The organism is Stutzerimonas stutzeri (genome assembly GCF_024448935.1).
Classification (GTDB): Bacteria; Pseudomonadota; Gammaproteobacteria; order Pseudomonadales; family Pseudomonadaceae; genus Stutzerimonas; species Stutzerimonas stutzeri_AO.
Map to the genome: position 1 here is coordinate 1 of NZ_JAMOIE010000064.1, position 21855 is coordinate 21855.

General features: G+C 62.0%; 20 protein-coding genes and 1 pseudogene. 13 read left to right on the forward strand and 8 right to left on the reverse strand.

Annotated elements, in window-relative coordinates:
• Nucleotides 1–124 precede the first annotated feature (124 nt).
• On the forward strand, nucleotides 125–886 hold the full coding sequence (locus NA637_RS17015) for an SIR2 family NAD-dependent protein deacylase (protein WP_256073483.1): 762 nt from the start codon (nucleotides 125–127) through the stop codon (nucleotides 884–886).
• Nucleotides 887–920: 34 nt separating this feature from the next.
• Here NA637_RS17015 and NA637_RS17020 read toward each other — a convergent pair whose 3' ends face one another.
• From NA637_RS17020 to NA637_RS17045, 6 genes and pseudogenes are all read right to left on the reverse strand, one after another.
• Complete coding sequence (locus tag NA637_RS17020) at nucleotides 921–1541, reverse strand: glutathione S-transferase family protein (RefSeq protein ID WP_256073484.1); 621 nt, start codon at nucleotides 1539–1541, stop codon at nucleotides 921–923.
• A gap of 63 nt (nucleotides 1542–1604) precedes the next feature.
• Nucleotides 1605–3605 (reverse strand): DEAD/DEAH box helicase, encoded by a 2001-nt coding sequence (locus NA637_RS17025; protein ID WP_256073486.1) that lies wholly within the window; start codon nucleotides 3603–3605, stop codon nucleotides 1605–1607.
• 103 nt (nucleotides 3606–3708) lie between these two features.
• Entirely contained in the window at nucleotides 3709–3972 is a 264-nt protein-coding gene (locus NA637_RS17030; protein WP_256073487.1) for a helix-turn-helix domain-containing protein, read from the reverse strand.
• Nucleotides 3973–3992: 20 nt separating this feature from the next.
• Nucleotides 3993–4130, reverse strand: a pseudogene (locus NA637_RS17035) (transposase); the annotation flags it as partial.
• Between the two features lie 108 nt (nucleotides 4131–4238).
• The gene (locus tag NA637_RS17040) at nucleotides 4239–5285 is read right to left on the reverse strand and encodes an AraC family transcriptional regulator (RefSeq protein WP_256073488.1); all 1047 of its coding nucleotides are present in this window, start codon (nucleotides 5283–5285) and stop codon (nucleotides 4239–4241) included.
• A complete protein-coding gene (locus tag NA637_RS17045) occupies nucleotides 5282–6172 on the reverse strand; it encodes a LysR family transcriptional regulator (protein ID WP_256073513.1) in 891 nt (296 codons plus the stop codon). Before NA637_RS17045 ends, NA637_RS17040 begins: the two co-directional genes overlap by 4 nt.
• A gap of 174 nt (nucleotides 6173–6346) precedes the next feature.
• Between NA637_RS17045 and NA637_RS17050 the strand changes: the two genes are divergently transcribed.
• A complete protein-coding gene (locus NA637_RS17050; protein WP_256073489.1) occupies nucleotides 6347–7123 on the forward strand; it encodes an enoyl-CoA hydratase in 777 nt (258 codons plus the stop codon).
• Between the two features lie 144 nt (nucleotides 7124–7267).
• Here NA637_RS17050 and NA637_RS17055 read toward each other — a convergent pair whose 3' ends face one another.
• Nucleotides 7268–8944, reverse strand: coding sequence for an AMP-binding protein (locus tag NA637_RS17055; RefSeq protein ID WP_256073490.1), 1677 nt, complete (start codon nucleotides 8942–8944; stop codon nucleotides 7268–7270).
• 241 nt (nucleotides 8945–9185) lie between these two features.
• Between NA637_RS17055 and NA637_RS17060 the strand changes: the two genes are divergently transcribed.
• The 7 genes from NA637_RS17060 to NA637_RS17090 all read left to right on the forward strand — a co-directional run bounded on the left by NA637_RS17060 (nucleotide 9186) and on the right by NA637_RS17090 (nucleotide 18362).
• Entirely contained in the window at nucleotides 9186–10349 is a 1164-nt protein-coding gene (locus tag NA637_RS17060) for an isovaleryl-CoA dehydrogenase (RefSeq protein ID WP_256073491.1), read from the forward strand.
• Nucleotides 10350–10412: 63 nt separating this feature from the next.
• A complete protein-coding gene (locus NA637_RS17065) occupies nucleotides 10413–11798 on the forward strand; it encodes a GntP family permease (RefSeq protein WP_256073492.1) in 1386 nt (461 codons plus the stop codon).
• A gap of 55 nt (nucleotides 11799–11853) precedes the next feature.
• Entirely contained in the window at nucleotides 11854–13491 is a 1638-nt protein-coding gene (locus NA637_RS17070; RefSeq protein ID WP_256073493.1) for an acyl-CoA synthetase, read from the forward strand.
• Nucleotides 13488–13943, forward strand: coding sequence for a MaoC family dehydratase (locus tag NA637_RS17075; RefSeq protein ID WP_256073495.1), 456 nt, complete (start codon nucleotides 13488–13490; stop codon nucleotides 13941–13943). The genes NA637_RS17070 and NA637_RS17075 overlap by 4 nt, the downstream gene beginning before the upstream one ends.
• Entirely contained in the window at nucleotides 13940–15547 is a 1608-nt protein-coding gene (locus NA637_RS17080; RefSeq protein ID WP_256073496.1) for a carboxyl transferase domain-containing protein, read from the forward strand. Before NA637_RS17075 ends, NA637_RS17080 begins: the two co-directional genes overlap by 4 nt.
• Nucleotides 15548–15642: 95 nt before the next feature.
• Nucleotides 15643–16452 (forward strand): gamma-carboxygeranoyl-CoA hydratase, encoded by an 810-nt coding sequence (locus NA637_RS17085; RefSeq protein WP_256073497.1) that lies wholly within the window; start codon nucleotides 15643–15645, stop codon nucleotides 16450–16452.
• Nucleotides 16449–18362 (forward strand): acetyl/propionyl/methylcrotonyl-CoA carboxylase subunit alpha, encoded by a 1914-nt coding sequence (locus NA637_RS17090; RefSeq protein ID WP_272889182.1) that lies wholly within the window; start codon nucleotides 16449–16451, stop codon nucleotides 18360–18362. The genes NA637_RS17085 and NA637_RS17090 overlap by 4 nt, the downstream gene beginning before the upstream one ends.
• Before the next feature lie 131 nt (nucleotides 18363–18493).
• Here NA637_RS17090 and NA637_RS17095 read toward each other — a convergent pair whose 3' ends face one another.
• Nucleotides 18494–18844, reverse strand: coding sequence for a hypothetical protein (locus NA637_RS17095; RefSeq protein WP_256073499.1), 351 nt, complete (start codon nucleotides 18842–18844; stop codon nucleotides 18494–18496).
• 166 nt (nucleotides 18845–19010) lie between these two features.
• On the opposite strand from NA637_RS17095, the gene NA637_RS17100 reads away from it, so the two are divergent.
• From NA637_RS17100 to NA637_RS17115, 4 genes are all read left to right on the forward strand, one after another.
• Entirely contained in the window at nucleotides 19011–19925 is a 915-nt protein-coding gene (locus NA637_RS17100) for a hydroxymethylglutaryl-CoA lyase (RefSeq protein ID WP_272889183.1), read from the forward strand.
• A 34-nt stretch (nucleotides 19926–19959) separates the two neighbouring features.
• Nucleotides 19960–20655 (forward strand): CoA transferase subunit A, encoded by a 696-nt coding sequence (locus NA637_RS17105; protein WP_256073500.1) that lies wholly within the window; start codon nucleotides 19960–19962, stop codon nucleotides 20653–20655.
• Between the two features lie 2 nt (nucleotides 20656–20657).
• The gene (locus tag NA637_RS17110) at nucleotides 20658–21284 is read left to right on the forward strand and encodes a CoA transferase subunit B (protein WP_256073501.1); all 627 of its coding nucleotides are present in this window, start codon (nucleotides 20658–20660) and stop codon (nucleotides 21282–21284) included.
• 133 nt (nucleotides 21285–21417) lie between these two features.
• A complete protein-coding gene (locus tag NA637_RS17115; protein ID WP_256073503.1) occupies nucleotides 21418–21813 on the forward strand; it encodes a MerR family transcriptional regulator in 396 nt (131 codons plus the stop codon).
• The last annotated feature ends 42 nt before the right edge of the window (nucleotides 21814–21855 follow it).

A 21855-nucleotide genomic window follows, 5' to 3' on the forward strand; every position in this document is an offset into this window, starting at 1 on the left:
ATGTACAACTTGGCAAACAGATGGCCAATGCAGTCGCTATGGAATGACCGTCTTTTTTGGCACCTGGCTGCCTTGAAGGGTATTGATCGCTTTCAGCTCAATCGCTGCACAGAGGAGTCAGTTCATGATCCCAGCCGCATTGGTCGACGCGCTGCGCAGCGCCAGGCACGTTGTGGTTTTTACAGGCGCCGGTGTGTCGGCAGAAAGCGGTATCCCGACCTTTCGCGACTCGCTCACCGGGTTATGGCAGCGTTTCGACGCGGCATCGCTGGCCACCCCCGAAGCCTTCCAGGCCGATCCGCCACTGGTCTGGGGTTGGTATGAGTGGCGTCGGATGAAGGTGCTGCAGGCCCAGCCGAACCCTGCGCACATGGCCATTGCCGAACTGGCCCGCCACGTCCCTCACCTAACGCTTGTCACCCAGAACGTCGACGACCTCCATGAGCGCGCGGGCAGCACCGACGTCATTCACCTGCACGGCTGCCTCCATCAGCCACGTTGTTTCAGCTGCGGCAAGCCCTCCGACACACCACCGGGCATGCCGGACGAGCCCGAAGGTGGACGCCGACTGGAGCCGCCGAGCTGCAATGCCTGTGGCGCAAAGCTGCGCCCCGGCGTCGTCTGGTTTGGCGAAAGCCTGCCGAGCGAAGCACTGAATACCGCCTTCGCGGCCGCAGAAACCTGCGATCTGCTCATTTCGGTCGGCACCTCCGGGATGGTCTACCCCGCTGCTGAAGTCCCGGGACTGGCCTGGCGGGCCGGAGCCGTAGTGGTCCACGTCAACCCGCAGCCAAATACCGATCACAGCGAGCGGGAATTTGCATTGGCAGGGCTCGCTGGTGAGCAGCTGCCACAACTGGTGGAGCTGGCCTTTGCTGACCGCTGAGCGCCGTGCCTGCCTGACTGCAGAGCCGCGCGCTTCAGGTCAGTGGCGTGACCACCGCCGCCTGATAGGCCGGCCGCTGTAGCAGTCGCTCAGACCAGCTGCGCAGGTGCGGTAGGTCCGGGCGCTCGATGGGCATCTCGAACCAGACGTAGGCGAAGCAGCCCAGCGGGATGTCGCCCATGCCGAACGAGGCGCCGGACAGGTAGGGTTGTTTCGAGAGGGTCTGGTCGGCGATAGCCAATAACCTTGCGCATTCGCCGGTTGCCGCCTGTACTGCTGGCATATCGCGTTGGTCCGGCGCAGTGCGCAGCATGTTCAAGAACACCGTGCGGAAGGGAGCGGCCAGCGACGAGGTGACCCAGTCCATCCATTTGTCCGCCTCCGCGCGCTCGGCAGGGTCTGCGCTCCAGAGTGTTCCTTCCCCATAACGAGCGGCCAGATAGCGAACGATGGCATTGGACTCCCACAGCACCAACGCGCCGTCTTCCAGACATGGCACCAACTGGTTGGGATTCTTGGCGATGTAGTCTGCGTCGCTTACGACACCGAAGGCGCCGCCTGCATCGATTCGTGTGTAGGGAACATCCAGCTCTTCAAGGCACCAGAGCGCCTTCTTCACATTGGTCGAGTTCGCTCGGCCCCAGAGTTTCAACATGCGATTCGCTCCTGTTCTTTAATCGATCAGTCAACGCTCAACCCTAGCTGTAAATTGCCGCGCTCAACGGGCCTTACCTTTGTCAGCAAGCAGCCGCGTCGCACCCTGCGCTTTCTGTGTGTACCACAATACCCGACTTACACCGCGAGTGATCGCCACGTACGCCAGCCGCAGGCTTTCATCTGCCATGGCCTGGTCATAGCTGTTTCGAAAGAAGCCGCTGTAGGCGTACAACGCACTGCGCAGCGGGTGGCGTTCACTCGGCAGGCAGTCATCGACGATGATCGCAACTTCCGCCTGCAGGCCTTTGGCGCGGTGGATGGTGTATGCCTTGACCGGCAGCTTGCGATCCAGCTGCGCCTCGATGGCACGCAAGGGTTCGTTGCGACGGCTGAGAACCAGTACGGCGTTGCGGTCGGCGTTCGGCAGCCCGGCGACGTGGTCGCACTGGGTCTGGATATCGCGGATCAGATCGGGCAGACGGGTCTTGATATCGAAACGGGTCACCAGCTTCACGCCGTGATCGCCTGGCTGCGTTGGGCGGCTCGCCTTGCTGGCTTTCGCCTGTTTGACCGCAATACCCGCCAGCACGGCCTCGCCGTCGCGGATTACCGGTTCGATGGAACGATAGTTGGTTTCCAGCACCAACGTGCGACTTTGCTTCGCCCCTCCCTTGGCCGGGAAGTACTTGTCGAAGTCCATGAACAGCTCCGGCGAACTGCCCCGCCAGCCATAGATCGACTGCCAGTCATCACCGATTGCCATCAGGCTGACCGTTTCACCCTGTCTCGCAAGGGTGCCGTGCAACGCCTGCAGCCACTGAACGATCTGTGGCGATATATCCTGAAACTCGTCGATCAGCAGATGGCTGAATGGTGCCAGCGCATCCCCGGAAACCTTGCCACCGCCGTTCAGCTGCTGAGTGAGGGCTTGGAACGCACCGTTGAAGGTCATCAAGCCCTGCGCTTCCAGAGCGCTCTGGAAATGCCGCCAGAACAGCTGCAGCGCTTCGATGAAGTTACGCTCGGGTTCCTTGCACGCCAGCCGTGTCAGTTGAATCTGGTCGATGCGAATGCCGATGCTTTCGATGAAGCCGGCTTGGGCATAAAACGCCTCGAACAACGGCGCTGTACTGAACTCCCCGGCCAGCTTGCAGCCGTCCAGGGGCGCACGCGGAACCGCTCGCCGGGTGCCAGACTCGGGCGGCGGCGCGAGACCTAGCAAGGCATGCACCAGCTCCCGAAAACGTTGGTCTTCGCCATAACAGCGCTGGTACGCCTCTTTCAGCAACCGCAACTGGCCGGCCCGTAAACGCGACGCGGTGAGCGGGTTGTCCAGCTCGGTGGGCGAAGCCCCCTTCTCGTCCAGTTGTTCGAACCACTGCGGCTTGCCGAGCACGTCCTTGGCCAGCACTGCCATGGCCGAGTGGAAGGTACGAACGCACTGACGTGCGCGGGCCGGATCAAAGTCGAAATTCCAGAAGCCCAGCACCCGGATCAGTTGCTCGCGCAACTCGGCGCAGGAGGCATTGGTGAAGGAAATCACGGTGAGCCGCTCGGGCGGGATGTCCAGGTGGCAGAGCATGAACACCACGCGCAGCACCAGCGTCGTGGATTTGCCCGAGCCCGCCCCGGCGAATATCCGCGTTGCTGGCGACTCTTCAAGAATCATCGCCCATTGCTCGTCGGACGGCGCCCGGATCACGCCAGCGTCCACCGCCCGCCCTACTCGCAGGCGCATGGCCTGGATCTGTTGCTCGTTCACGGAGAGTTTCGCAGGGCCGTAGATACCGTCACCGGCCGGCTTGCGCGCCTTCGTTCGGGGCTTGGACGCGACCTTGGGCGCGGTACTGGCAGCCGTATCTGTACGGCGCGTTGGCTTAGCGGCTGACTTGGCTTTCCTGACCTTTTTGCCTGGGTGCCCCGACTTGCCGCCGGACCCGGCGTCCGGCCAGCGACGCAGAATCAGATCATCTTCGGACTGAACGTACGCAGAGGTACGCGGAAAACAACGCGCGAGCGCACTGGACACCAGCAGCTTGTAGCGCTTGACGGCAGACAGCATGAACAACCAACCGGAGCTAGACAGGTGGCCGATATGGTACGACTTTTTGCCTTGAGGCTGGGCGCCAGGCGACAAGCCCGCCAACTGTTTCCGCAGTACCGGGTCAGCTTCGAGGGATCCCGTGCTTGCGCAGTTTTCGGTACAGCGTGTTACGGCTGATCACCAGCTGCTGCGCAGCGCGACTGACGTCCCACTGCCGCGCGTCGAGCACCGCTAACAAGGCCTCGCGTTCAGCCTGACCCAGCGGATCCTGGGACGGCTCGTGCATCATCGACGGCGGGTATGCAGGAAGCACAGCCTCAACGTCAGCGCCGCCGATAGAACCGTCCTCAGCCAAGGCAATCAAGGTCCTGAGCGCGTTGCGCATCTGCCGAACGTTGCCGGGCAGCAGGCGCCTTCATGGCCGCACGCGGGGCAGCTGAAGCCGGTTGGCCAGCGCAGCTTGAATACCGCTTGACGACATTGCCCCTCGGTTCCGTAGTGCTTGAAGAAATCGGTTAGCGAAAGGCCTGGCTGGAATTGAATCTGGTTGCGCGGCCTGAGCCAGCTCCTGCTGGATAGTCATACAGATAGCCGTAGCAATGAATTCCAGCTGAGCAACTGAGCTTGGTACGTAATCAGGAAACATTCCGTCTAGCTCAGTTTCGAGTAATCCTCGTCGTCCCCGCGCAGAATCAGCCTGCGGTACTGCCCCGGATTGGTTCCGGACCATTTGCGAAACGCCTTGTAGAACGAACTGACGTCGGCAAAACCCAGGCGCCCGGCGATTTCGGCGTAGGTGATCGAGGCGTCCGCTAGCCACAGGGTGGCCATTTCCTGGCGCACCTGGTCCTTGATGGCCTGGTAGGTCTGCCCTGCCTCGGCCAATCGGCGGCGCAAAGTAGAGGCTGATACGCACAACGTCCGCGCCAGCGCTTCGCTGGTCGGCCACTGTTCGGCGGGCAGTTCACGCAGCTGCGCCTTGATGCGGCTGGCGAGGCTCGTGGTGTCGCGGTATTTGACCAGGATGTTGGAAGGCGCATGGGCCAGGAACCCGTGCAGCTCCTGTTCGCTGCGCCGCACGGGCAGGTCGAGCACCTCGGCCGCGAAGATGACCCGCGTGCTGGGCCGTGCGAAACGCAGGTTGCGCGAGAACATCACCCGGTAGTCATCGGTATAGGCCGGCTCTTCGCAACGCAGCTCGACCGCTAGCAGCGGGATACGCCGCCCTACCAGCCAACAGGCCAGACCGTGCAGCAGCATCCAGAAAGTGAAGTAGCCGAAGGCTCTGAGCGGCGGCGCATCTTCCGGCTCCGACAGCGTGATCTCGGCCAGGCTTTCGCTGCGAAACAGCTCGCCGCGAAAGCCTTCGAAGGTCAGCCTGAAGAAATCCAGCGCGACACGAAGCGCAGTATCGAGTGTCGGCTGGGCCATGGCCGCGCGGCAGACGAAGGCGAAACTGCCGGTACGCATACGCCGCGCATCCATGCCGAAAAACTCATCGTCGAACTGCCGCGCCAGGCGTCGCCAGAGCTTACTGAAATCAGCCACATCGACACGCGCTTCGCTACCGGCCAGGTCAATAGCGCCGAGCCCAAGCTGGCGCAGCAGCTGTTCGGCTGAGCGCGAAGACGAGGTGAAACCCTGCAGCGCCTCCTCCACCAGCCGGACGGAAATGGTGCCTTTGCCGTCGCGGCTCATGCGCGCCCCATCATCACGTCATGGCTGTCGGCAGCCACATCCCGCAGGAAGTCCCAACACACACGCATCCGCGCCAGGTCCTTGTTTTCCACCGGCATCAACATCCAGAAGGTTCGAGTAAATTCGACCTCGCCGACCAGAACCTCCTTGAGCAACGGCTCCCTGGCCGCCAGGAACGCCGGCAGGATTGCCAGCCCAGCCCCGGCGGCGACGGCTTCCTGCTGGGCGAGGATGCTGGTGCTGCGCAGCGAGTGCTGACGGGGGCGAACGATCTCGTCGAGGTAGAACAGCTCCTTGCTGTACAGCAGGTCCTCGATGTAGCTGACGAACACATGGCCGCTGAGGTCTTCCCGGCTGCGGATAGGCGAGTGTGACGCCAGGTAGGTTTCCGACGCGTAGAGCCGCAGCACGTAGTCGGTGAGCTTGGTGATCACGTAGGGGCCGCGCTCGGGACGTTCCAGGGTGATGGCGATGTCTGCCTCATGTCGCGCCAGCCTGACCGAACGTGGCACTGCCAGGAGATCCACACCGAGATGCGGGTAATCACGGGTCAGGTTGGCCAGCTGGCCCGCCAGCATCACGGTGCCGTACCCCTCGGTAGCGCCAATGCGAACCTGGCCGGACAGTTTGTCGGCGGTCAGGCTCGGCTGTTCGATGGAGGCGATGGCGCTTTCCATCGCCTCGGCTTGGGCCAGCAATTCGCGGCCCGCTTCGGACAACCGATACCCCACTTTGGCGCGGATGAAGAGCTGGCGGTCCAGGCTTTTCTCCAGCGCCTGCACCCGTCGGGCCACCGTGGTGTGGTCTACGGCCAATCGCCTCGCGGCGACCGTCAACTTGCCCGCACGCGAGAGTTCGAGAAAAAAACGCAGGTTGTCCCAGTCCACTGAAGACTCCAGATCCATCGAATTGACGCGTGCCGTCCGCGGCACGCTGTGCAAAAACACAGAATACCTGTGCATTTCGCACCATGGGTTTACTGATTTTACGCTGCTAGGCTCGTCTATCGAACTCCGTTTCGCCTCACGGCATCCGTATCATTCCAAGCACAAGGAACCGACATGAGCCAAAAGATCCAGCTCGACATGCGCGACCATACGGCGCTGCTGACCATCGCCAATCCACCTGCCAACACATGGGATCGCGAGTCGCTGGCTGCGTTGGAACAAACCATCAGCCAGCTCAACGACAATCCTGACGTGTATGCGCTTGTGATCACCGGCCAAGGCGAAAAATTCTTTTCCGCCGGCGCCGACCTGAAGCAGTTTGCCGATGGCGACAAGCAAAATGCGCAAGAAATCGCAGCATTGTTCGGGCGTGCCTTTGAAGCCTTGAGTCATTTCCGCGGTGTGTCTATTGCCGCCATCAATGGCTACGCCATGGGCGGCGGACTCGAATGCGCGTTGGCCTGCGACATACGTATCGCCGAAGAGCAGGCACAGATGGCACTTCCGGAAGCCAAGGTTGGGCTGCTGCCCTGCGCAGGCGGTACGCAGAATCTGCCATGGCTGGTAGGCGAAGGGTGGGCCAAGCGGATGATTCTCTGTGGCGAGCGCATCAGCGCACAGAAAGCCGAGAAGATCGGCCTGGTTGAAGAGGTGGTCGGTCGCGGCGAGTCACTCGAGGCGGCGCTCACGCTCGCGGCCCTTGTGGATCAGCAGAGCCCCTCCTCCGTCAGTCGCTGCAAGCGCTTGGTGATGAATGCGCGGCAGGCGCCGCAAGACGCCGGCTGGGCAGCTGAGCGCGAACTGTTCGCCGAGCTGTTCGACACACAGGACCAGAAGGAAGGGGTCAATGCCTTCCTGGAAAAACGCAGCGCCAAGTGGCAGAACGCCTGAGGCCTTGCCGGGTGTGTAGAGGACTTTCACCTCCAAGTCGTCCGGCTCACCACCTCAGTGAACCGAACAGCGCCAGTCACGGCGCTACGCACCATGCCTGGCGCACCGAATCAAGCGGCTGGTCGAAACCAGCCGCTGGCACCATTACTCGGCAATGCCGAGCTCTGCGACGCTGATCTCGCGCATCTTGAACTTCTGGACCTTACCGCTGATGGTCATCGGGAAGTCCTCGACGAACTTGATGTGCCGCGGCGTCTTGAAGTGGGCGATGCGGCCCTTGCAGAACTCGCGCAGCGCCTCGGCCTCGACGGCATGGCCCGGGTGCAGCTTGACCCACGCAACGATCTCTTCACCGTAATTCTTGTCGGGTACGCCGATCACCTGCACGTCAGCCACCGCCGCGTGGGTGAACAGAAACTCCTCGATTTCCCGTGGATACACGTTCTCACCGCCGCGAATGATCATGTCTTTGTTGCGGCCGACGATCTTGATATAGCCCTCCTCGTCCATGATCGCCAGGTCGCCGGTGTGCATCCAGCGCGCGCCGTCGATAGCACCGGCGGTGGCCTCCGGATTGTTCCAGTAACCGAGCATCACGCTGTAACCGCGGGTGCAGAGTTCGCCGATCTGCCCGCGCGGGACGATGCGGTTGTGTTCATCGACTACCTTGCTTTCCAGGTGCGGCTGGGTGCGGCCGACACTGGTGACACGGCGATCAAGGTCATCATCCGGGCCGGTCTGAGTCGAGACGGGGCTGGTTTCGGTCATGCCGTACGCGATCTGCATCTCGGCCAGGTGCATGTCGTCGATGACGCGCTTCATGACTTCGATCGGACAAGGGGAACCGGCCATGATCCCGGTGCGCAGATGGCTCAGGTCCAGCGATTGACGCTCCGGGTGGTCGAGCATGGCGATGAACATGGTCGGCACACCGTACATGCCGGTGGCCTTTTCTTCAGCAGCCGCTTGCAGCGCCGCAAGCGGCTCGAAGGCGGCGCTCGGATAGATCATCGTGGTGCCATGGGTGACGCAGCCAAGATTGCCCATGACCATGCCAAAGCAGTGGTAGAGCGGAACCGGAATCACCAGGCGGTCGTGCTCGCTGAGCTTGAGGCTCTCACCGACCATGTAGCCGTTATTGAGGATGTTGTAGTGACTGAGGGTGGCGCCTTTCGGAAAGCCCGTGGTGCCGGAGGTGTACTGGATGTTGATGGGGTCGTCGAATTGCAGCTGCTCGCCGCATTGGCGCAGCTGCTCCGGGCCGACGTCCTCCGCCATGTCCATCAACCCTTTCCACGGGAGCATGCCGTCCACCGGCGTGTCGCACAGGCTGATCACCCCACGCAGCTCGGGCAGCATATGGCTCTGCAAGGCGCCGATGGCCGAGCGCTCCAGCTCCGGCAGCAGCTCATGCAGCATCGCATGGTAGTCGGACGTCTTGAACGCATCGGCGCAGATCAGCCAACGGCAGCCGGATTGCTTCAGTGCGTATTCCAGTTCGCTGAGGCGGTAGGCCGGGTTGATGTTGACCAGCACCACGCCGATCTTCGCCGTGGCGAACTGAGTGATGCGCCACTGGGCATTGTTAGGCGACCAGATGCCCACCCGCTCGCCAGGTTTGAGGTCGAGTGCCAGCAAGCCCCGTGCGCAACGGTCCACCTCTTCGGCCAGCTGGGCCCAGGTGTAGCGCAGGTTCTGGTGACGAACGACCAAGGCCTCACGATCGGAGAACCGCTCGACAGCCCGGTCGAACGCCGCACCGATGGTCATCGGCAACAGGGGTTTGGTCTGCGATCCGCAGGTGTAGCTCGGAAGACTCATGTCGAAATCCCTCAGTCTTATGTTTGTTATGAGGCCTTACTGTCCCGCGCGCTGCAGTTGACAGTCATTCGGAACATGATTACGTTAACGTAAAGGTAACAGCGTGACAACCCACCGCACCCCACGCCAAAAGCCGGTGTTGGAACGCGGTAAAACCGGCAGGCCGGACGACAGGCATACTCAACGTTTCCCGACGTCCGGCAGTCGAATCAGAACAACTACAAAATTGAACAGGTGGCACATGAACTACTCCGGCCTCAACTTCGCCCTCGGTGAAACCGTCGACATGCTCCGCGACCAGGTGCGCGGCTTCGTGGCCGACGAACTGGCGCCCCGCGCCGAAGCCATCGACCGTGACAACCTCTTCCCCAGCGACATGTGGCGCAAGTTCGGCGACATGGGCCTGCTCGGTATCACCATAGACGAGGAATACGGCGGTGCCGGCATGGGTTACCTGGCGCATGTCATCGCACTCGAGGAAATCAGCCGTGGCTCGGCCTCGGTGGGTTTATCGTATGGCGCGCACTCCAACCTGTGCGTCAACCAGATCAACCGCAACGGCACGCCGGAGCAGAAAGCGAAATACCTGCCCAAGCTGGTATCCGGCGAGCATGTCGGTGCGCTGGCCATGAGCGAGCCCAACGCCGGCTCCGACGTGGTTTCGATGAAGCTGCGTGCCGATCGCAAGGGTGACCGCTTCGTGCTCAACGGCAGCAAGACCTGGATCACCAACGGCCCGGATGCCAACACCTATGTGATCTATGCCAAGACCGACCTGGGCAAGGCCGCGCACGGCATCACCGCGTTCATCGTCGAGCGCGACTGGAAAGGGTTCTCCCGCGGCAACAAGTTCGACAAGCTCGGCATGCGCGGCTCCAACACCTGCGAACTGTTCTTCGATGACGTCGAGGTTCCGGAAGAGAACGTGCTTGGCGTCGAAAATGGTGGCGTGAAGGTGCTGATGAGCGGCCTTGATTATGAGCGCGTGGTGCTGGCTGGCGGCCCGATCGGCATCATGCAGGCATGCCTCGATGTGGTGGTGCCCTACATCCACGACCGCAAGCAGTTTGGCCAGAGCATCGGTGAGTTCCAGTTCATCCAGGGCAAGGTGGCCGACATGTACACCCAGCTCAACGCCAGCCGCGCCTACCTCTACACCGTGGCGCAAGCCTGCGACCGTGGCGAGACCACCCGCAAGGATGCCGCCGGGGTGATCCTCTACAGCGCCGAAGCGGCGACGCAGATGGCCCTGCAGGCGATCCAGATTCTCGGCGGCAACGGCTATATCAACGAATTTCCCACCGGCCGCCTGCTGCGCGACGCCAAGCTCTACGAGATCGGCGCCGGTACCAGCGAAATCCGCCGGATGCTGATCGGTCGCGAGCTGTTCCGCGAATCTGCGTAACCGAGCGGTAATCCGCGCAACAGATAACTGAATCGACCGAAGCTAACAATAAGAGAGCTGGGTATGAGTACGTGGGCGATAGTGGTTTCGTTGTTGTTGTTGATGTTTTTTGCCTACCGCGGCGTGACCGTGCTCATCCTTGCCCCGTTGATGGCTGGCCTGGCTGTGCTGCTCAGCGGTGAAGCGATGCACATCATGCCGATCTACACCCAGGTGTTCATGAGTGAATTGGGTGGCTACCTGATCAAGTTTTTCCCACTGTTCATCCTCGGCGCGCTGTTCGGCCAGCTTGTGGCTGACTCCGGCGCCGCGCATACCATCGCTCACTCGATCATGCGCCGGCTGGGCACGCGCTACGTGATTCTCACGGTCGTGCTGGCCTGCGCATTGCTGACGTATGGCGGCGTATCGCTGTTCGTGGTGGCTTTCGCCGTATATCCGATTGGTGCGGTGCTGTTCAGGGAAACAAATACACCCAAGCGCTATATGCCAGCGGCCATTGCCCTGGGCTCGTTCACCTTCACGATGACCGCCCTGCCCGGCGCGCCATCGATCCAGAACGCCATTCCCACGCCTTACCTGAGTACCACGACGTTCGCCGCACCGGGTCTTGGCATTATCGCGGCGTTGATCATGCTCTGCCTCGGCACCTGGTTCTTGCAGTCGCGTGCACGCAAGGCCATGGCAAAGGGCGAAGGTTATGGCGACCACAAGAATGAAAATCTTCCAAGCGAAACAGTTTCGAGACCGGGACTGCTGGTGGCGCTGCTACCGATAATCCTGGTCATCGGCCTGAACGCCGCGTTTACCTACGCCATTCTGCCTTCGCTGGATCTCAGCTTCCTTCGGCAAGACCGCTTCGGTAATACCGAGCCGTCCGCAGTGCTTGGCCTCTGGGCGGTGCTGCTGGCCCTGATGTGCGCCATCACCTTTGTAATCGTCCTCAACTGGAATCGCTGGGAAGACCTCAAGGGCTCGGTGAACAAGGGTTGCTTCGGCTCGCTGCTGCCGATCTTTAACACTGCTTCGGAAGTCGCCTATGGCGCGGTAATCGCCGGCATGGCCGGGTTTGCGATCATCAAGGACACGATCCTCAATGTCTCGCCGGAGAATCCGCTGATTTCCGCAGTTGTCAGCATGAACGTGCTGGCAGGTATCACCGGCTCTTCATCCGGTGGTTTGAGCATCGCGTTCCGGACTTTGGGTGAAGACTACCTGCGCATGATCGAGGCAGCCGGCATCAGCCCTGACCTGCTGCACCGCGTAGCGACAATCGCCGCCGGTGGCCTGGACACCCTGCCCCACTCCGGCGCGGTGATTACGCTGCTGGCGATATGCGGGCTGACTCATCGCCAGTCCTATCCGCAGATTTTCATGATGACCACTGTCGTCCCACTCTCCGCACTCGTCGCCGTGCTGGTGCTTGACTCTACCTTCGGCAGCTTCTAGCGGGTCATTTAGAAATCACCTGCTAAGCAGACGAACGAAAACAAAGGACACAACCATGGCAGTATTTCCGTCCCCGCATCCAGAAGCCCCGCAGTGGGATATTCCGGACCGGTTCAACATCGCTGAGGCTTGCTGCGACCGCTGGGCAAGCGATCCGGAGCGGATCGCAATCATCCAGAAGAATCCGGACGGTTCGGTGCAGCACTTCAGCTTTCTGGATCTGCAGCAGCAAGCCAACCGCCTCGCCAACAGCCTGCGCGAGCAAGGCGTGGTGACTGGCGACCGAATCGGCGTCATGCTTACGCAAGGGCTGGAAGCCGGTATCGCGCATATGGCCGCCTACAAATTGGGCGCGATAGCCGTTCCGCTGTTCAAACTGTTTGGTGCCGACGCGATCCAGCATCGAGCCGCCAACTGCGCCATGCGCGCGGTCATTACCGATTGCAGCGGCTTGGCGAAGGTCGACGATATCTGGCCGAGCCTGCCCGACTTGCAACTGTGTCTGGTGGTAGACGCGCCGGCCGGACGCGACAACGTCTTGGATTTTCATGCCGAGCTCGAGCGCCAGAGTGCGGAGTTCGGAACGCTGGATACCCACGCCGAAGACCCGGCACTGATCATCTATACCTCCGGCACCACCGGCCACCCGAAGGGCGCCTTGCATGCGCACCGGGTGCTGCTCGGGCATTTGCCGGGCGTGCGCGCGTCCCATGACGACTTCCCGCAACCCGGCGACCGCATGTGGACACCCGCGGACTGGGCCTGGATTGGCGGCTTGCTGGATGTGCTGTTGCCGTCCTGGTATCACGGCGTCCCTGTGGTCGCCTATCGCGCCGAAAAATTCGACGCCGAACACGTGTTTGCCCTGATCGAAGAATTGCAGATCAGGAACATCTTCTTTCCACCCACCGCATTGAAAATGCTACGCCCCGTGCCGCATCCGGAGCAGCGCTGGAAACTCGCGCTGCGCTCGGTCGCCTCTGGTGGCGAATCTCTCGGTGATGAACTGCTGGCATGGGGGGATCAGTCGCTGGGCGTGCGCATCAATGAATTTTACGGCCAGACGGAATGCAACCTGGTGATTTCCTCGTGCGCCAGCGATGGCATCTACCGCCCTGGCGCCATTGGCAAGGCGGTACCGGGATTCCGCATCGGCATCATTGATGACCACGGCGACGAACAGCCGGCCGGGCAGCCCGGGCACATTGCGATTGCATCGCCCAATGGCAGCGAAATGCTGAACTACTGGAACAACCCGGACGCAACCCAGGAAAAATACATCGGCTCCTGGTTGGTTACCGGCGACAAGGGCTCGATGGATGAAGCTGGCTATATCTACTTCCTTGGCCGCAACGACGACGTCATCACCAGCGCCGGATATCGTATCGGCCCTACGCCCATCGAAGACTGCCTGCTAAAGCATCCCGCGGTAAAAATGGCCGCGGCGATCGGTAAGAAGGACCCGGTACGCACCGAGGTGGTCAAGGCGTTTGTCGTGCTCAACGAAGGCCACGAGCCGAACGATGACACCGTGCGCGCCTTACAGGAACACGTTCGCTGCCGTCTGGCGGCCCACGAATATCCCCGCGAAATCGAATTCATCGACGCCCTCCCAATGACCGCGACGGGCAAGATCATCCGCAACGCATTGCGCCAGCGTGAAGAACAACAGGCTGCCAAGGAGCACGCATGAACTTTGTAGGCAAGGCGTACGACGAAATCCGTCAGGGCGAAACCTTTGGCCAGAGTCTCACCATCGAGTCCTCTCATATCACGCAGGCATGCGGCATGTTCGGCGACTTCAACCCGCTGCACAGCAATGCCGAGTTCTGCGCCAAAAGCCGTTTCGGCCGTCCGATTCTCCACGGCCCCATGACCAGCGCGTTTATGTCCGCCTCCATCGGCATGTATTTCTATGGCACCGCAGTGGCGTACCTGGAACATAACTGTCGCTTCGTTGCGCCCGTTTTCGCCGGTGACACCCTGAGCGTGCTCTGGACCATCAGCGAAATGCTGAACAAGCCACGCAGCAACGGCGGCATTGCAGTGCTCAGCGGCCAGTGCAAAAACCAGCGCGATGAAATCGTGGCTGAAGCCAACGGCAAGATCCTGTTGATCAACCGTAGCGCAGGAGAGCACGCATGAGCATTCTGACCACGGCACTGCACAGCAACAGCCCCGAATTCCAGGCCAACGTCCGGGCCATGCAGACTCTGGTTAGCGACTTGCAATGCAAACTCAGCGCTGTGCATAAAGGCGGCGGTGCCGCTGGCCAGCAACGCCACACTTCTCGAGGCAAATTGCTGGTGCGCGATCGCATCGATACCCTGCTCGACGCCGGCTCCGCCTTTCTCGAACTGTCGCCATTGGCGGCTTATGAAGTGTACGGCGAAGACGTCGCCGCGGCTGGTGTGGTCGCTGGCATCGGCCGGGTCGAGGGCGTGGAATGCATGGTCATCGCCAATGACGCCACAGTAAAAGGTGGCAGCTACTACCCGCTTAGCGTGAAGAAGCATCTGCGTGCCCAGGCGATCGCCCAGCAGAACCGCCTGCCCTGCATCTATCTGGTGGACTCAGGCGGCGCCAACCTGCCGCGCCAGGACGAAGTGTTCCCCGACCGCGAGCACTTCGGCCGGATTTTCTTCAACCAGGCCAATATGAGCGCCATGGGTATTGCGCAGCTCGCCGTGGTGATGGGGTCGTGCACCGCCGGCGGCGCCTATGTACCGGCGATGGCCGACGAAACCATCATGGTGCGCAACCAGGCGACCATCTTTCTCGCCGGCCCGCCGCTGGTCAAAGCCGCCACCGGCGAGGTGGTCACTGCCGAGGATCTGGGCGGTGCCGACGTGCACTGCAAGATATCCGGTGTGGCCGACCATTACGCCGAGAATGACGAGCATGCACTGGCCATCGCCCGGCGTTGCGTTACCAACCTCAATTGGAAAAAGCTTGGCCAGGTACAGACCCGCCAACCACGTGCGCCCCTCTATGCCGCGGATGAGCTGTACGGGGTGATCCCGGCCCAGGCCAAGCAGCCCTATGACGTGCGCGAAGTCATCGCACGGCTCGTCGATGGCAGCGAGTTCGATGAATTCAAGGCGCTGTTCGGCACCACGCTGGTCTGCGGTTTCGCCCATGTGCATGGCTACCCCATCGCGATCCTGGCGAACAACGGCATTCTTTTCGCTGAAGCTGCGCAGAAAGGTGCGCACTTCATCGAGCTGGCCTGCCAACGCGGCATTCCGCTGCTGTTTCTGCAGAACATCACCGGCTTCATGGTTGGCCAGAAGTACGAGGCCGGCGGCATCGCCAAGCACGGTGCCAAGCTCGTCACCGCGGTGGCCTGCGCTCAGGTGCCGAAGTTTACCGTGGTCATCGGCGGCAGCTTTGGCGCGGGCAACTACGGCATGTGCGGTCGTGCCTATGATCCGCGCTTTCTGTGGATGTGGCCGAACGCGCGAATCGGCGTGATGGGTGGCGAGCAAGCCGCTGGCGTGCTGGTGCAGGTCAAGCGTGAACAGGCCGAGCGCAGCGGGCAGAGCTTTTCCGACCAGGATGAAGCCCAGCTCAAGCAGCCGATTCTCGAGCAGTACGAACGCCAGGGGCACCCCTACTATTCCAGCGCTCGGCTATGGGACGACGGGGTTATTGATCCGGCGCAGACACGCGACCTGCTGGGCCTGGCTCTCTCGGCCAGTCTCAACGCACCGATCGAGCCGACCCGCTTTGGCGTATTCCGGATGTAGGGAAAAACCGATAACCGCGCCAGAGGCTGGAGGCTCGACGTCCTGCCTCCAGCTTCTAGCCAAGGGCCGAAGGCCTTCGTCTGCAGGAACCATTTATGAGCACGTCGATCTTTAACACCATCGAACTCGAATACGCCGAGAAAGGTTTCGCCACGCTCTGGCTGAATCGCGCCGACAAGAACAACGCCTTCAACGCCGAGATGATCCGTGAGCTGGTGCTCGTCATCGATCAGGTGCAGTCGGACAAGAACCTGCGCTTCCTGCTGCTGCGTGGCCGTGGCAAGCACTTCTGCGCGGGAGCCGATCTTGCCTGGATGCAACAGTCGGCGAAGCTGGACTTCGACGCCAACCTCGCCGATGCCCGCGACCTCGCCGAGCTGATGTACAGCCTCTACCACCTCAAGCTACCCACGCTGGCGGTGGTCCAGGGGGCGGCGTTTGGCGGTGCGGTCGGCCTGGTGGCCTGCTGCGACATGGCCATCGGCGCGCATGATGCGCTGTTTTCCCTTTCCGAAGTGCGCATCGGCCTCGCGCCGGCAGTGATCAGCCCGTTCGTGGTCAAGGCCATGGGCGAACGCGCCACACGTCGCTACGCCATAACCGGTGAGCGCTTCAGCGGCGAGCGCGCCCGGGAACTCGGCCTGTTGTCGGAAACCTATGCGGCCGAGGCACTGGAGGACAGCCTCTGCGGCTGGATCGATACGCTCATGCTGAACAGTCCCCAGGCCATGCGCGCCAGCAAGGACTTGATGCGCGAAGCCAGCAGCGGATCGCTCAACCCGGCGCTTCGCCGCTACACCGAAAACAGCATCGCCCGTATCCGCGTCAGCCCCGAGGGCCAAGAAGGTTTAAGTGCCTTCCTGGAGAAGCGCAAACCGAATTGGATGCAGGAGCCAGAACAATGATAACCACCCTGCTGGTGGCCAACCGGGGCGAAATCGCCTGCCGCGTGATGCGTACCGCCAAGGCCATGGGCCTGACCACCGTCGCCGTGCATAGCGCCATCGACCGTGATGCGCGCCATGCGCGCGAAGCCGATATCCGCGTCGATCTCGGCGGTGCCAAGCCCGCCGAAAGCTATCTGATGATCGACAAGCTGATCGCCGCGGCCAAGGCCAGCGGCGCCCAGGCGATTCACCCGGGCTACGGCTTCCTGTCCGAAAATGCCGAGTTCGCCCGCGCCATCGAAGGCGCCGGGCTGATTTTCCTTGGCCCGCCCGCCTCGGCCATTGATGCCATGGGCAGCAAATCCGCCGCCAAGGCGCTGATGGAAAAAGCCGGCGTGCCGCTGGTACCCGGCTATCACGGCGAAGCGCAGGACGTGGAAACCTTCCTTGCTGCCGCCGAGCAGATCGGCTACCCGGTGCTGCTCAAGGCCACCGCCGGCGGTGGTGGCAAAGGGATGAAGGTGGTCGAGCGCGAAGCGGATCTGGCCGAAGCGTTGCAATCGGCTCAGCGTGAGGCGCAGTCGTCTTTTGGCGACTCGCGGATGCTGGTCGAGAAATACGTGCGCAAACCGCGCCACGTGGAGATCCAGGTATTTGCCGATCAACACGCTAGCTGCCTGTACCTGAACGAGCGCGACTGTTCGATCCAGCGCCGCCACCAGAAGGTCGTCGAGGAAGCTCCCGCGCCAGGCCTATCCCCGGAACTGCGTCGCGCCATGGGCGAAGCAGCGGTCAAGGCGGCTCAAGCCATCGGCTATGTGGGCGCCGGCACGGTGGAATTCCTGCTCGACGCGCGCGGCGAGTTCTTCTTCATGGAGATGAACACCCGCCTGCAAGTCGAGCATCCCGTGACTGAAGCCATCACCGGTCTGGATCTGGTGGCCTGGCAGATCCGTGTCGCCCGCGGCGAACCGCTGCCGATCAGCCAGGATCAGGTGCCGCTCATCGGCCACGCCATCGAGGTGCGGCTGTATGCCGAAGATCCCGACAATGATTTCCTCCCCGCCACCGGCACCCTGGACCTGTACCGCGAATCCGCTGCTGGACCGGGTCGACGCGTCGACAGCGGCGTAGCCGAAGGCGATCAGGTATCACCCTTCTACGATCCAATGCTCGGCAAGTTGATTGCCTGGGGCGAGAACCGTGAGGAAGCGCGCCTGCGTCTGCTGGCGATGCTCGATGAAACCTGGGTTGGCGGCGTGCGTACCAATCTGGCCTTCCTGCGCCGGGTGGTCGGCCACCCGGCTTTTGCCGCCGCCGAACTCGACACCGGCTTCATCCCGCGCCACGAACCCGACCTGATGCGCACACCCGGCGAACTGCCGGATGACTTCTGGCAGCAGGCTGGCGAGCTGTTCGTGCAGACCGAACCGGCGAAGATCCGCGAGGACGACCTTCATTCGCCCTGGGCAAAGCGCGACGGCCTGCGTTTCGGTATGCCGGCGCGAATCGGCGTGCATCTGCAATGCAACCGTGAAAGCCGGCTGGTGCGCATCGATGTGGCCGCCAACAGGAGCGAGCGTGTCCCTTCAAATCCGAGCCGCCAGCCCAAAGTGATTCGCAAGGACCAAACCCTGTACCTGGAATGGAATGGCGAGCTGCAGGCCATCACCGCATTCGACCCCATCGCCGACGTCGAAGCCAGCCAGCAGCACCACGGCGGCCTCACCGCGCCCATGAACGGCAGCATCGTCCGTGTGCTGGTCGAGGCCGGGCAAAGTGTCGAGGCCGGCGCCACATTGGTCGTGCTCGAGGCGATGAAGATGGAGCACAGCATCCGGGCCGCCGAAGCAGGTGTGGTAAAAGCCGTCTACTGCGCCGAAGGTGACATGATCAGCGAAGGCACGACGCTGGTGGAGCTTGAGTAATGACGGCTACTGGCGGCTGGCAAACCGGGCAGCCACCGCCGGTTTTGCCGCGCGGTGGCGGTCGACGTCCACGCTCTGCTTTTGCCAAGAAGGCCTGCCGTAGGGGGCGCCTGCTCGCAAATGCGCCTTGGTCAAGCGTCGCGCTCGCCGCAACCAACGCACCAACATTGCCGCGTGGCTACATCCGGAAACGGCGCACCCGTCCGTTTCATTGCCGCGGCGATGTGCTCATCACTCTGACGAAGCGTTTCGGCATCGTGAAAGGCGAGCTGACGCATGGACCCGATCTGTACGTGTGCGAAGTGCAACGCCATGTCGTCTGCGGCTGCCTGGCTTGGCATCCAGTCGGTGTCGATCTCGCTGCCCGCCGCACGTATCGCCGCCATCTGCATCAGACTGAACACCCCAAGCGCAGTCAGCAGCACAGCTACAAGCGCAAAGAACAACAGCGTGTGATGAGAGGTTTTCAACTTGCGTGGCATGGCATGGCATGGCAATTCTCGGGCGTGCTACCCCCCCGGCAAGGGGCGACTCGCCTAACCTTATCTGCCACGCTGTTCGGTACTTGAGCATTGAGAGTTTTTGTATGACCCGATGGTCCACACTCTTTTACCGGGAAGGCACCCGTACTTGTCACGAGGAATACCGATGACCACTACCACTGAAATGCCACGCCGGGTACGCCTGGTCGAAGTCGGCCCGCGAGACGGCTTGCAGAACGAAAAACAGCCGATCAGCGTCGCGGACAAGGTGCGCCTGGTGGACGACCTGAGTGCTGCCGGGGTGCGCTATATCGAGGTGGGCAGCTTCGTGTCGCCTAAGTGGGTGCCGCAAATGGCGGGCTCGTCTGATGTCTTCGCGCAGATCCAGCAGAAACCGGGCGTGACCTACGCGGCACTGACCCCGAACCTGAAAGGCCTGGAAGCAGCCATCGAAGCGGGTGTCAGCGAAGTGGCAGTATTCGGCTCGGCGTCCGAAGCCTTCTCGCAGAAGAACATCAACTGTTCGATCGAGGAGAGCCTGGCGCGCTTCGCCCCGCTGATGGCAGCCGCGCGCGAGAACGGCATTCAGGTGCGCGGCTACGTCTCCTGTGTGCTGGGCTGTCCTTATGAGGGCGAGATCGACCCGAAGCGGGTGGCACATGTCGCGCATGAGCTGTTCGCCATCGGCTGCTATGAGGTATCGCTGGGCGACACCATCGGCACCGGCACCCCAGGCAAGACCCGTCAGTTGTTCGACGTCGTCGGCCGCGAGATGCCGCGTGACAAGCTCGCCGGCCATTTCCACGACACCTATGGCCAGGCGCTGGCGAATATCTACGCCAGCCTGCAGGAAGGCATCTGCACCTTCGACAGTTCGGTCGCCGGACTCGGTGGCTGCCCCTACGCCAAGGGCGCCAGTGGCAACGTCGCCAGCGAAGACGTGCTCTACCTGCTGAACGGCCTGGGTATCGAGACCGGGATTGACCTGGACATGCTGATCGCCGCAGGGCAACGCATCAGTGATGTAGTGGGTCGTCCCAACGGATCGCGGGTCGCTCGGGCGCGGCTAAGCGCACAGTGAACCACTGGCAGCCCGCAATGAGAAAGAGGTTCATATGAACAAGATCTACCCAAACGCTGAAGCGGCACTCGACGGCCTGGTCGCAGACGGCATGACCCTCGCCGTCGGCGGCTTCGGTCTGTGCGGCATTCCCGAAGCGCTGATCGAAGCGCTGCGCGACACCGGCAAGAAAGACCTTACGGTGATCAGCAACAATGCCGGCGTCGACGGCTTCGGCCTCGGCGTGCTGCTCGAGACGCGTCAGGTGCGCAAGATGATTTCCTCCTACGTCGGCGAGAACAAGGAATTCGAGCGGCAGTATCTGGCCGGCGAACTGGAACTCGAATTCACCCCCCAGGGCACCCTCGCCGAAAAGCTGCGCGCCGGCGGTTCCGGTATCCCGGCCTTCTTTACCAAAACGGGCTACGGCACGCTGATCGCAGAAGGCAAGGACACACGCCAGTTCAACGGCGAGTGGTACGTGATGGAAGAATCGCTGACCGCCGACATCGCGCTGGTAAAGGCGCACAAGGCCGACAAGGCCGGCAACCTGGTGTTCAACAAGACCGCGCGCAACTTCAACCCGCTCGCGGCGATGGCCGGCAAGGTCTGCGTGGTGGAGGTCGACGAACTGGTGGAAACCGGCGAGCTGGACCCGGACCAGATCCATCTGCCGGGCATCTACGTGCAGCGCATCATCCATAACCCGAACGCCGAGAAGCGCATCGAAAAACGCACGGTGAGGAGCTGATCATGGCCTGGACACGGGAACAGATGGCGCAGCGCGCCGCACAGGAACTGCAGGATGGCTTCTACGTGAACCTGGGCATCGGCCTGCCGACCCTGGTCGCCAACTACATCCCCGAGGGCATGGATGTCTGGCTGCAGAGCGAGAACGGTCTGCTCGGCATCGGCCCCTTCCCCACCGAGGCGGAAATCGATCCGGACCTGATCAATGCCGGCAAACAGACCGTCACCGCCCTTCCCGGCAGCGCCTTTTTCGACAACGCCATGAGCTTCGGCATGATCCGCGGCGGCCATATCAATCTGGCAATCCTCGGCGCCATGCAGGTTTCGGAGAAAGGCGATCTGGCCAACTGGATGATTCCCGGCAAGATGGTCAAGGGCATGGGCGGCGCGATGGACCTGGTGGCTGGGGTCAAGCGCGTCGTGGTGCTCATGGAGCACACCGCCAAGGGCACGCACAAGATCATCAAGCAATGCGACCTGCCGCTGACCGGCGTCGGGGTAGTCGACCGGATCATCACCGACCTGGGTGTGCTGGACGTGACCGAACACGGCTTGAAATTGGTCGAACTGGCCGACGATGTCACCTTCGAGCAGATTCAGGAAGCTACCGGTTGCCCGATTCAGCGCTGAAGGAGCGGCCACTGGCCACCTGCCACTGGGCACCGTACGAGGCCAGCGTGTAGCCTTGCCCCGATAAAAAACCGATGAAAACGCGCCCGGCTCCTCGCGAGCCGCGGGCGGGCAGGCAAGACTGGATATATACATGGCAAAGCAGACCTACAGCATTTCCGATTTGGCCAACGAGCTCGACATCACCACCCGCGCCATTCGCTTCTACGAAGAACAGGGCATGCTTTCGCCGACACGCCGCGGTCAGGAACGCATCTACACGCCGAAGGACCGCGTCGCGCTCAAGCTGATCCTGCGCGGCAAACGCCTCGGTTTTTCGTTGGCTGAATGCAAGACGCTGATCGAACTCTACGACCCCAAGGCCGGCAACCAGAAGCAGCTGAACATCATGCTCGGGATGATTGCCGAACGTCGTCAACAACTTGAGCAACAACAGCTGGATATCCAACAGATGCAGCTGGAGCTCGATACCGCCGAGGAGCGTTGCCTCACCGCACTGAAAGCGACTCTGGGCAAGGAAGCTGGCTGACATCAACGCCCCCGCTAGCACCCGCTACTACGACACCGACCC

Excerpts from the sequence above, each read along its gene's own strand:
- NA637_RS17065 (WP_256073492.1), top strand. The coding sequence starts at position 10,413 with ATGAGTACGTGGGCGATAGTGGTTTCGTTGTTGTTGTTGATGTTTTTT.
- NA637_RS17040 (WP_256073488.1), bottom strand. The coding sequence starts at position 5,285 with ATGAGCCGCGACGGCAAAGGCACCATTTCCGTCCGGCTGGTGGAGGAG.
- NA637_RS17070 (WP_256073493.1), top strand. The coding sequence starts at position 11,854 with ATGGCAGTATTTCCGTCCCCGCATCCAGAAGCCCCGCAGTGGGATATT.
- NA637_RS17115 (WP_256073503.1), top strand. The coding sequence starts at position 21,418 with ATGGCAAAGCAGACCTACAGCATTTCCGATTTGGCCAACGAGCTCGAC.
- NA637_RS17090 (WP_272889182.1), top strand. The coding sequence starts at position 16,449 with ATGATAACCACCCTGCTGGTGGCCAACCGGGGCGAAATCGCCTGCCGC.
- NA637_RS17105 (WP_256073500.1), top strand. The coding sequence starts at position 19,960 with ATGAACAAGATCTACCCAAACGCTGAAGCGGCACTCGACGGCCTGGTC.
- NA637_RS17030 (WP_256073487.1), bottom strand. The coding sequence starts at position 3,972 with ATGCGCAACGCGCTCAGGACCTTGATTGCCTTGGCTGAGGACGGTTCT.
- NA637_RS17085 (WP_256073497.1), top strand. The coding sequence starts at position 15,643 with ATGAGCACGTCGATCTTTAACACCATCGAACTCGAATACGCCGAGAAA.
- NA637_RS17055 (WP_256073490.1), bottom strand. The coding sequence starts at position 8,944 with ATGAGTCTTCCGAGCTACACCTGCGGATCGCAGACCAAACCCCTGTTG.
- NA637_RS17095 (WP_256073499.1), bottom strand. The coding sequence starts at position 18,844 with ATGCCACGCAAGTTGAAAACCTCTCATCACACGCTGTTGTTCTTTGCG.
- NA637_RS17075 (WP_256073495.1), top strand. The coding sequence starts at position 13,488 with ATGAACTTTGTAGGCAAGGCGTACGACGAAATCCGTCAGGGCGAAACC.
- NA637_RS17020 (WP_256073484.1), bottom strand. The coding sequence starts at position 1,541 with ATGTTGAAACTCTGGGGCCGAGCGAACTCGACCAATGTGAAGAAGGCG.
- NA637_RS17080 (WP_256073496.1), top strand. The coding sequence starts at position 13,940 with ATGAGCATTCTGACCACGGCACTGCACAGCAACAGCCCCGAATTCCAG.
- NA637_RS17060 (WP_256073491.1), top strand. The coding sequence starts at position 9,186 with ATGAACTACTCCGGCCTCAACTTCGCCCTCGGTGAAACCGTCGACATG.
- NA637_RS17110 (WP_256073501.1), top strand. The coding sequence starts at position 20,658 with ATGGCCTGGACACGGGAACAGATGGCGCAGCGCGCCGCACAGGAACTG.
- NA637_RS17050 (WP_256073489.1), top strand. The coding sequence starts at position 6,347 with ATGAGCCAAAAGATCCAGCTCGACATGCGCGACCATACGGCGCTGCTG.
- NA637_RS17015 (WP_256073483.1), top strand. The coding sequence starts at position 125 with ATGATCCCAGCCGCATTGGTCGACGCGCTGCGCAGCGCCAGGCACGTT.
- NA637_RS17025 (WP_256073486.1), bottom strand. The coding sequence starts at position 3,605 with ATGCTGTCTGCCGTCAAGCGCTACAAGCTGCTGGTGTCCAGTGCGCTC.
- NA637_RS17100 (WP_272889183.1), top strand. The coding sequence starts at position 19,011 with ATGACCACTACCACTGAAATGCCACGCCGGGTACGCCTGGTCGAAGTC.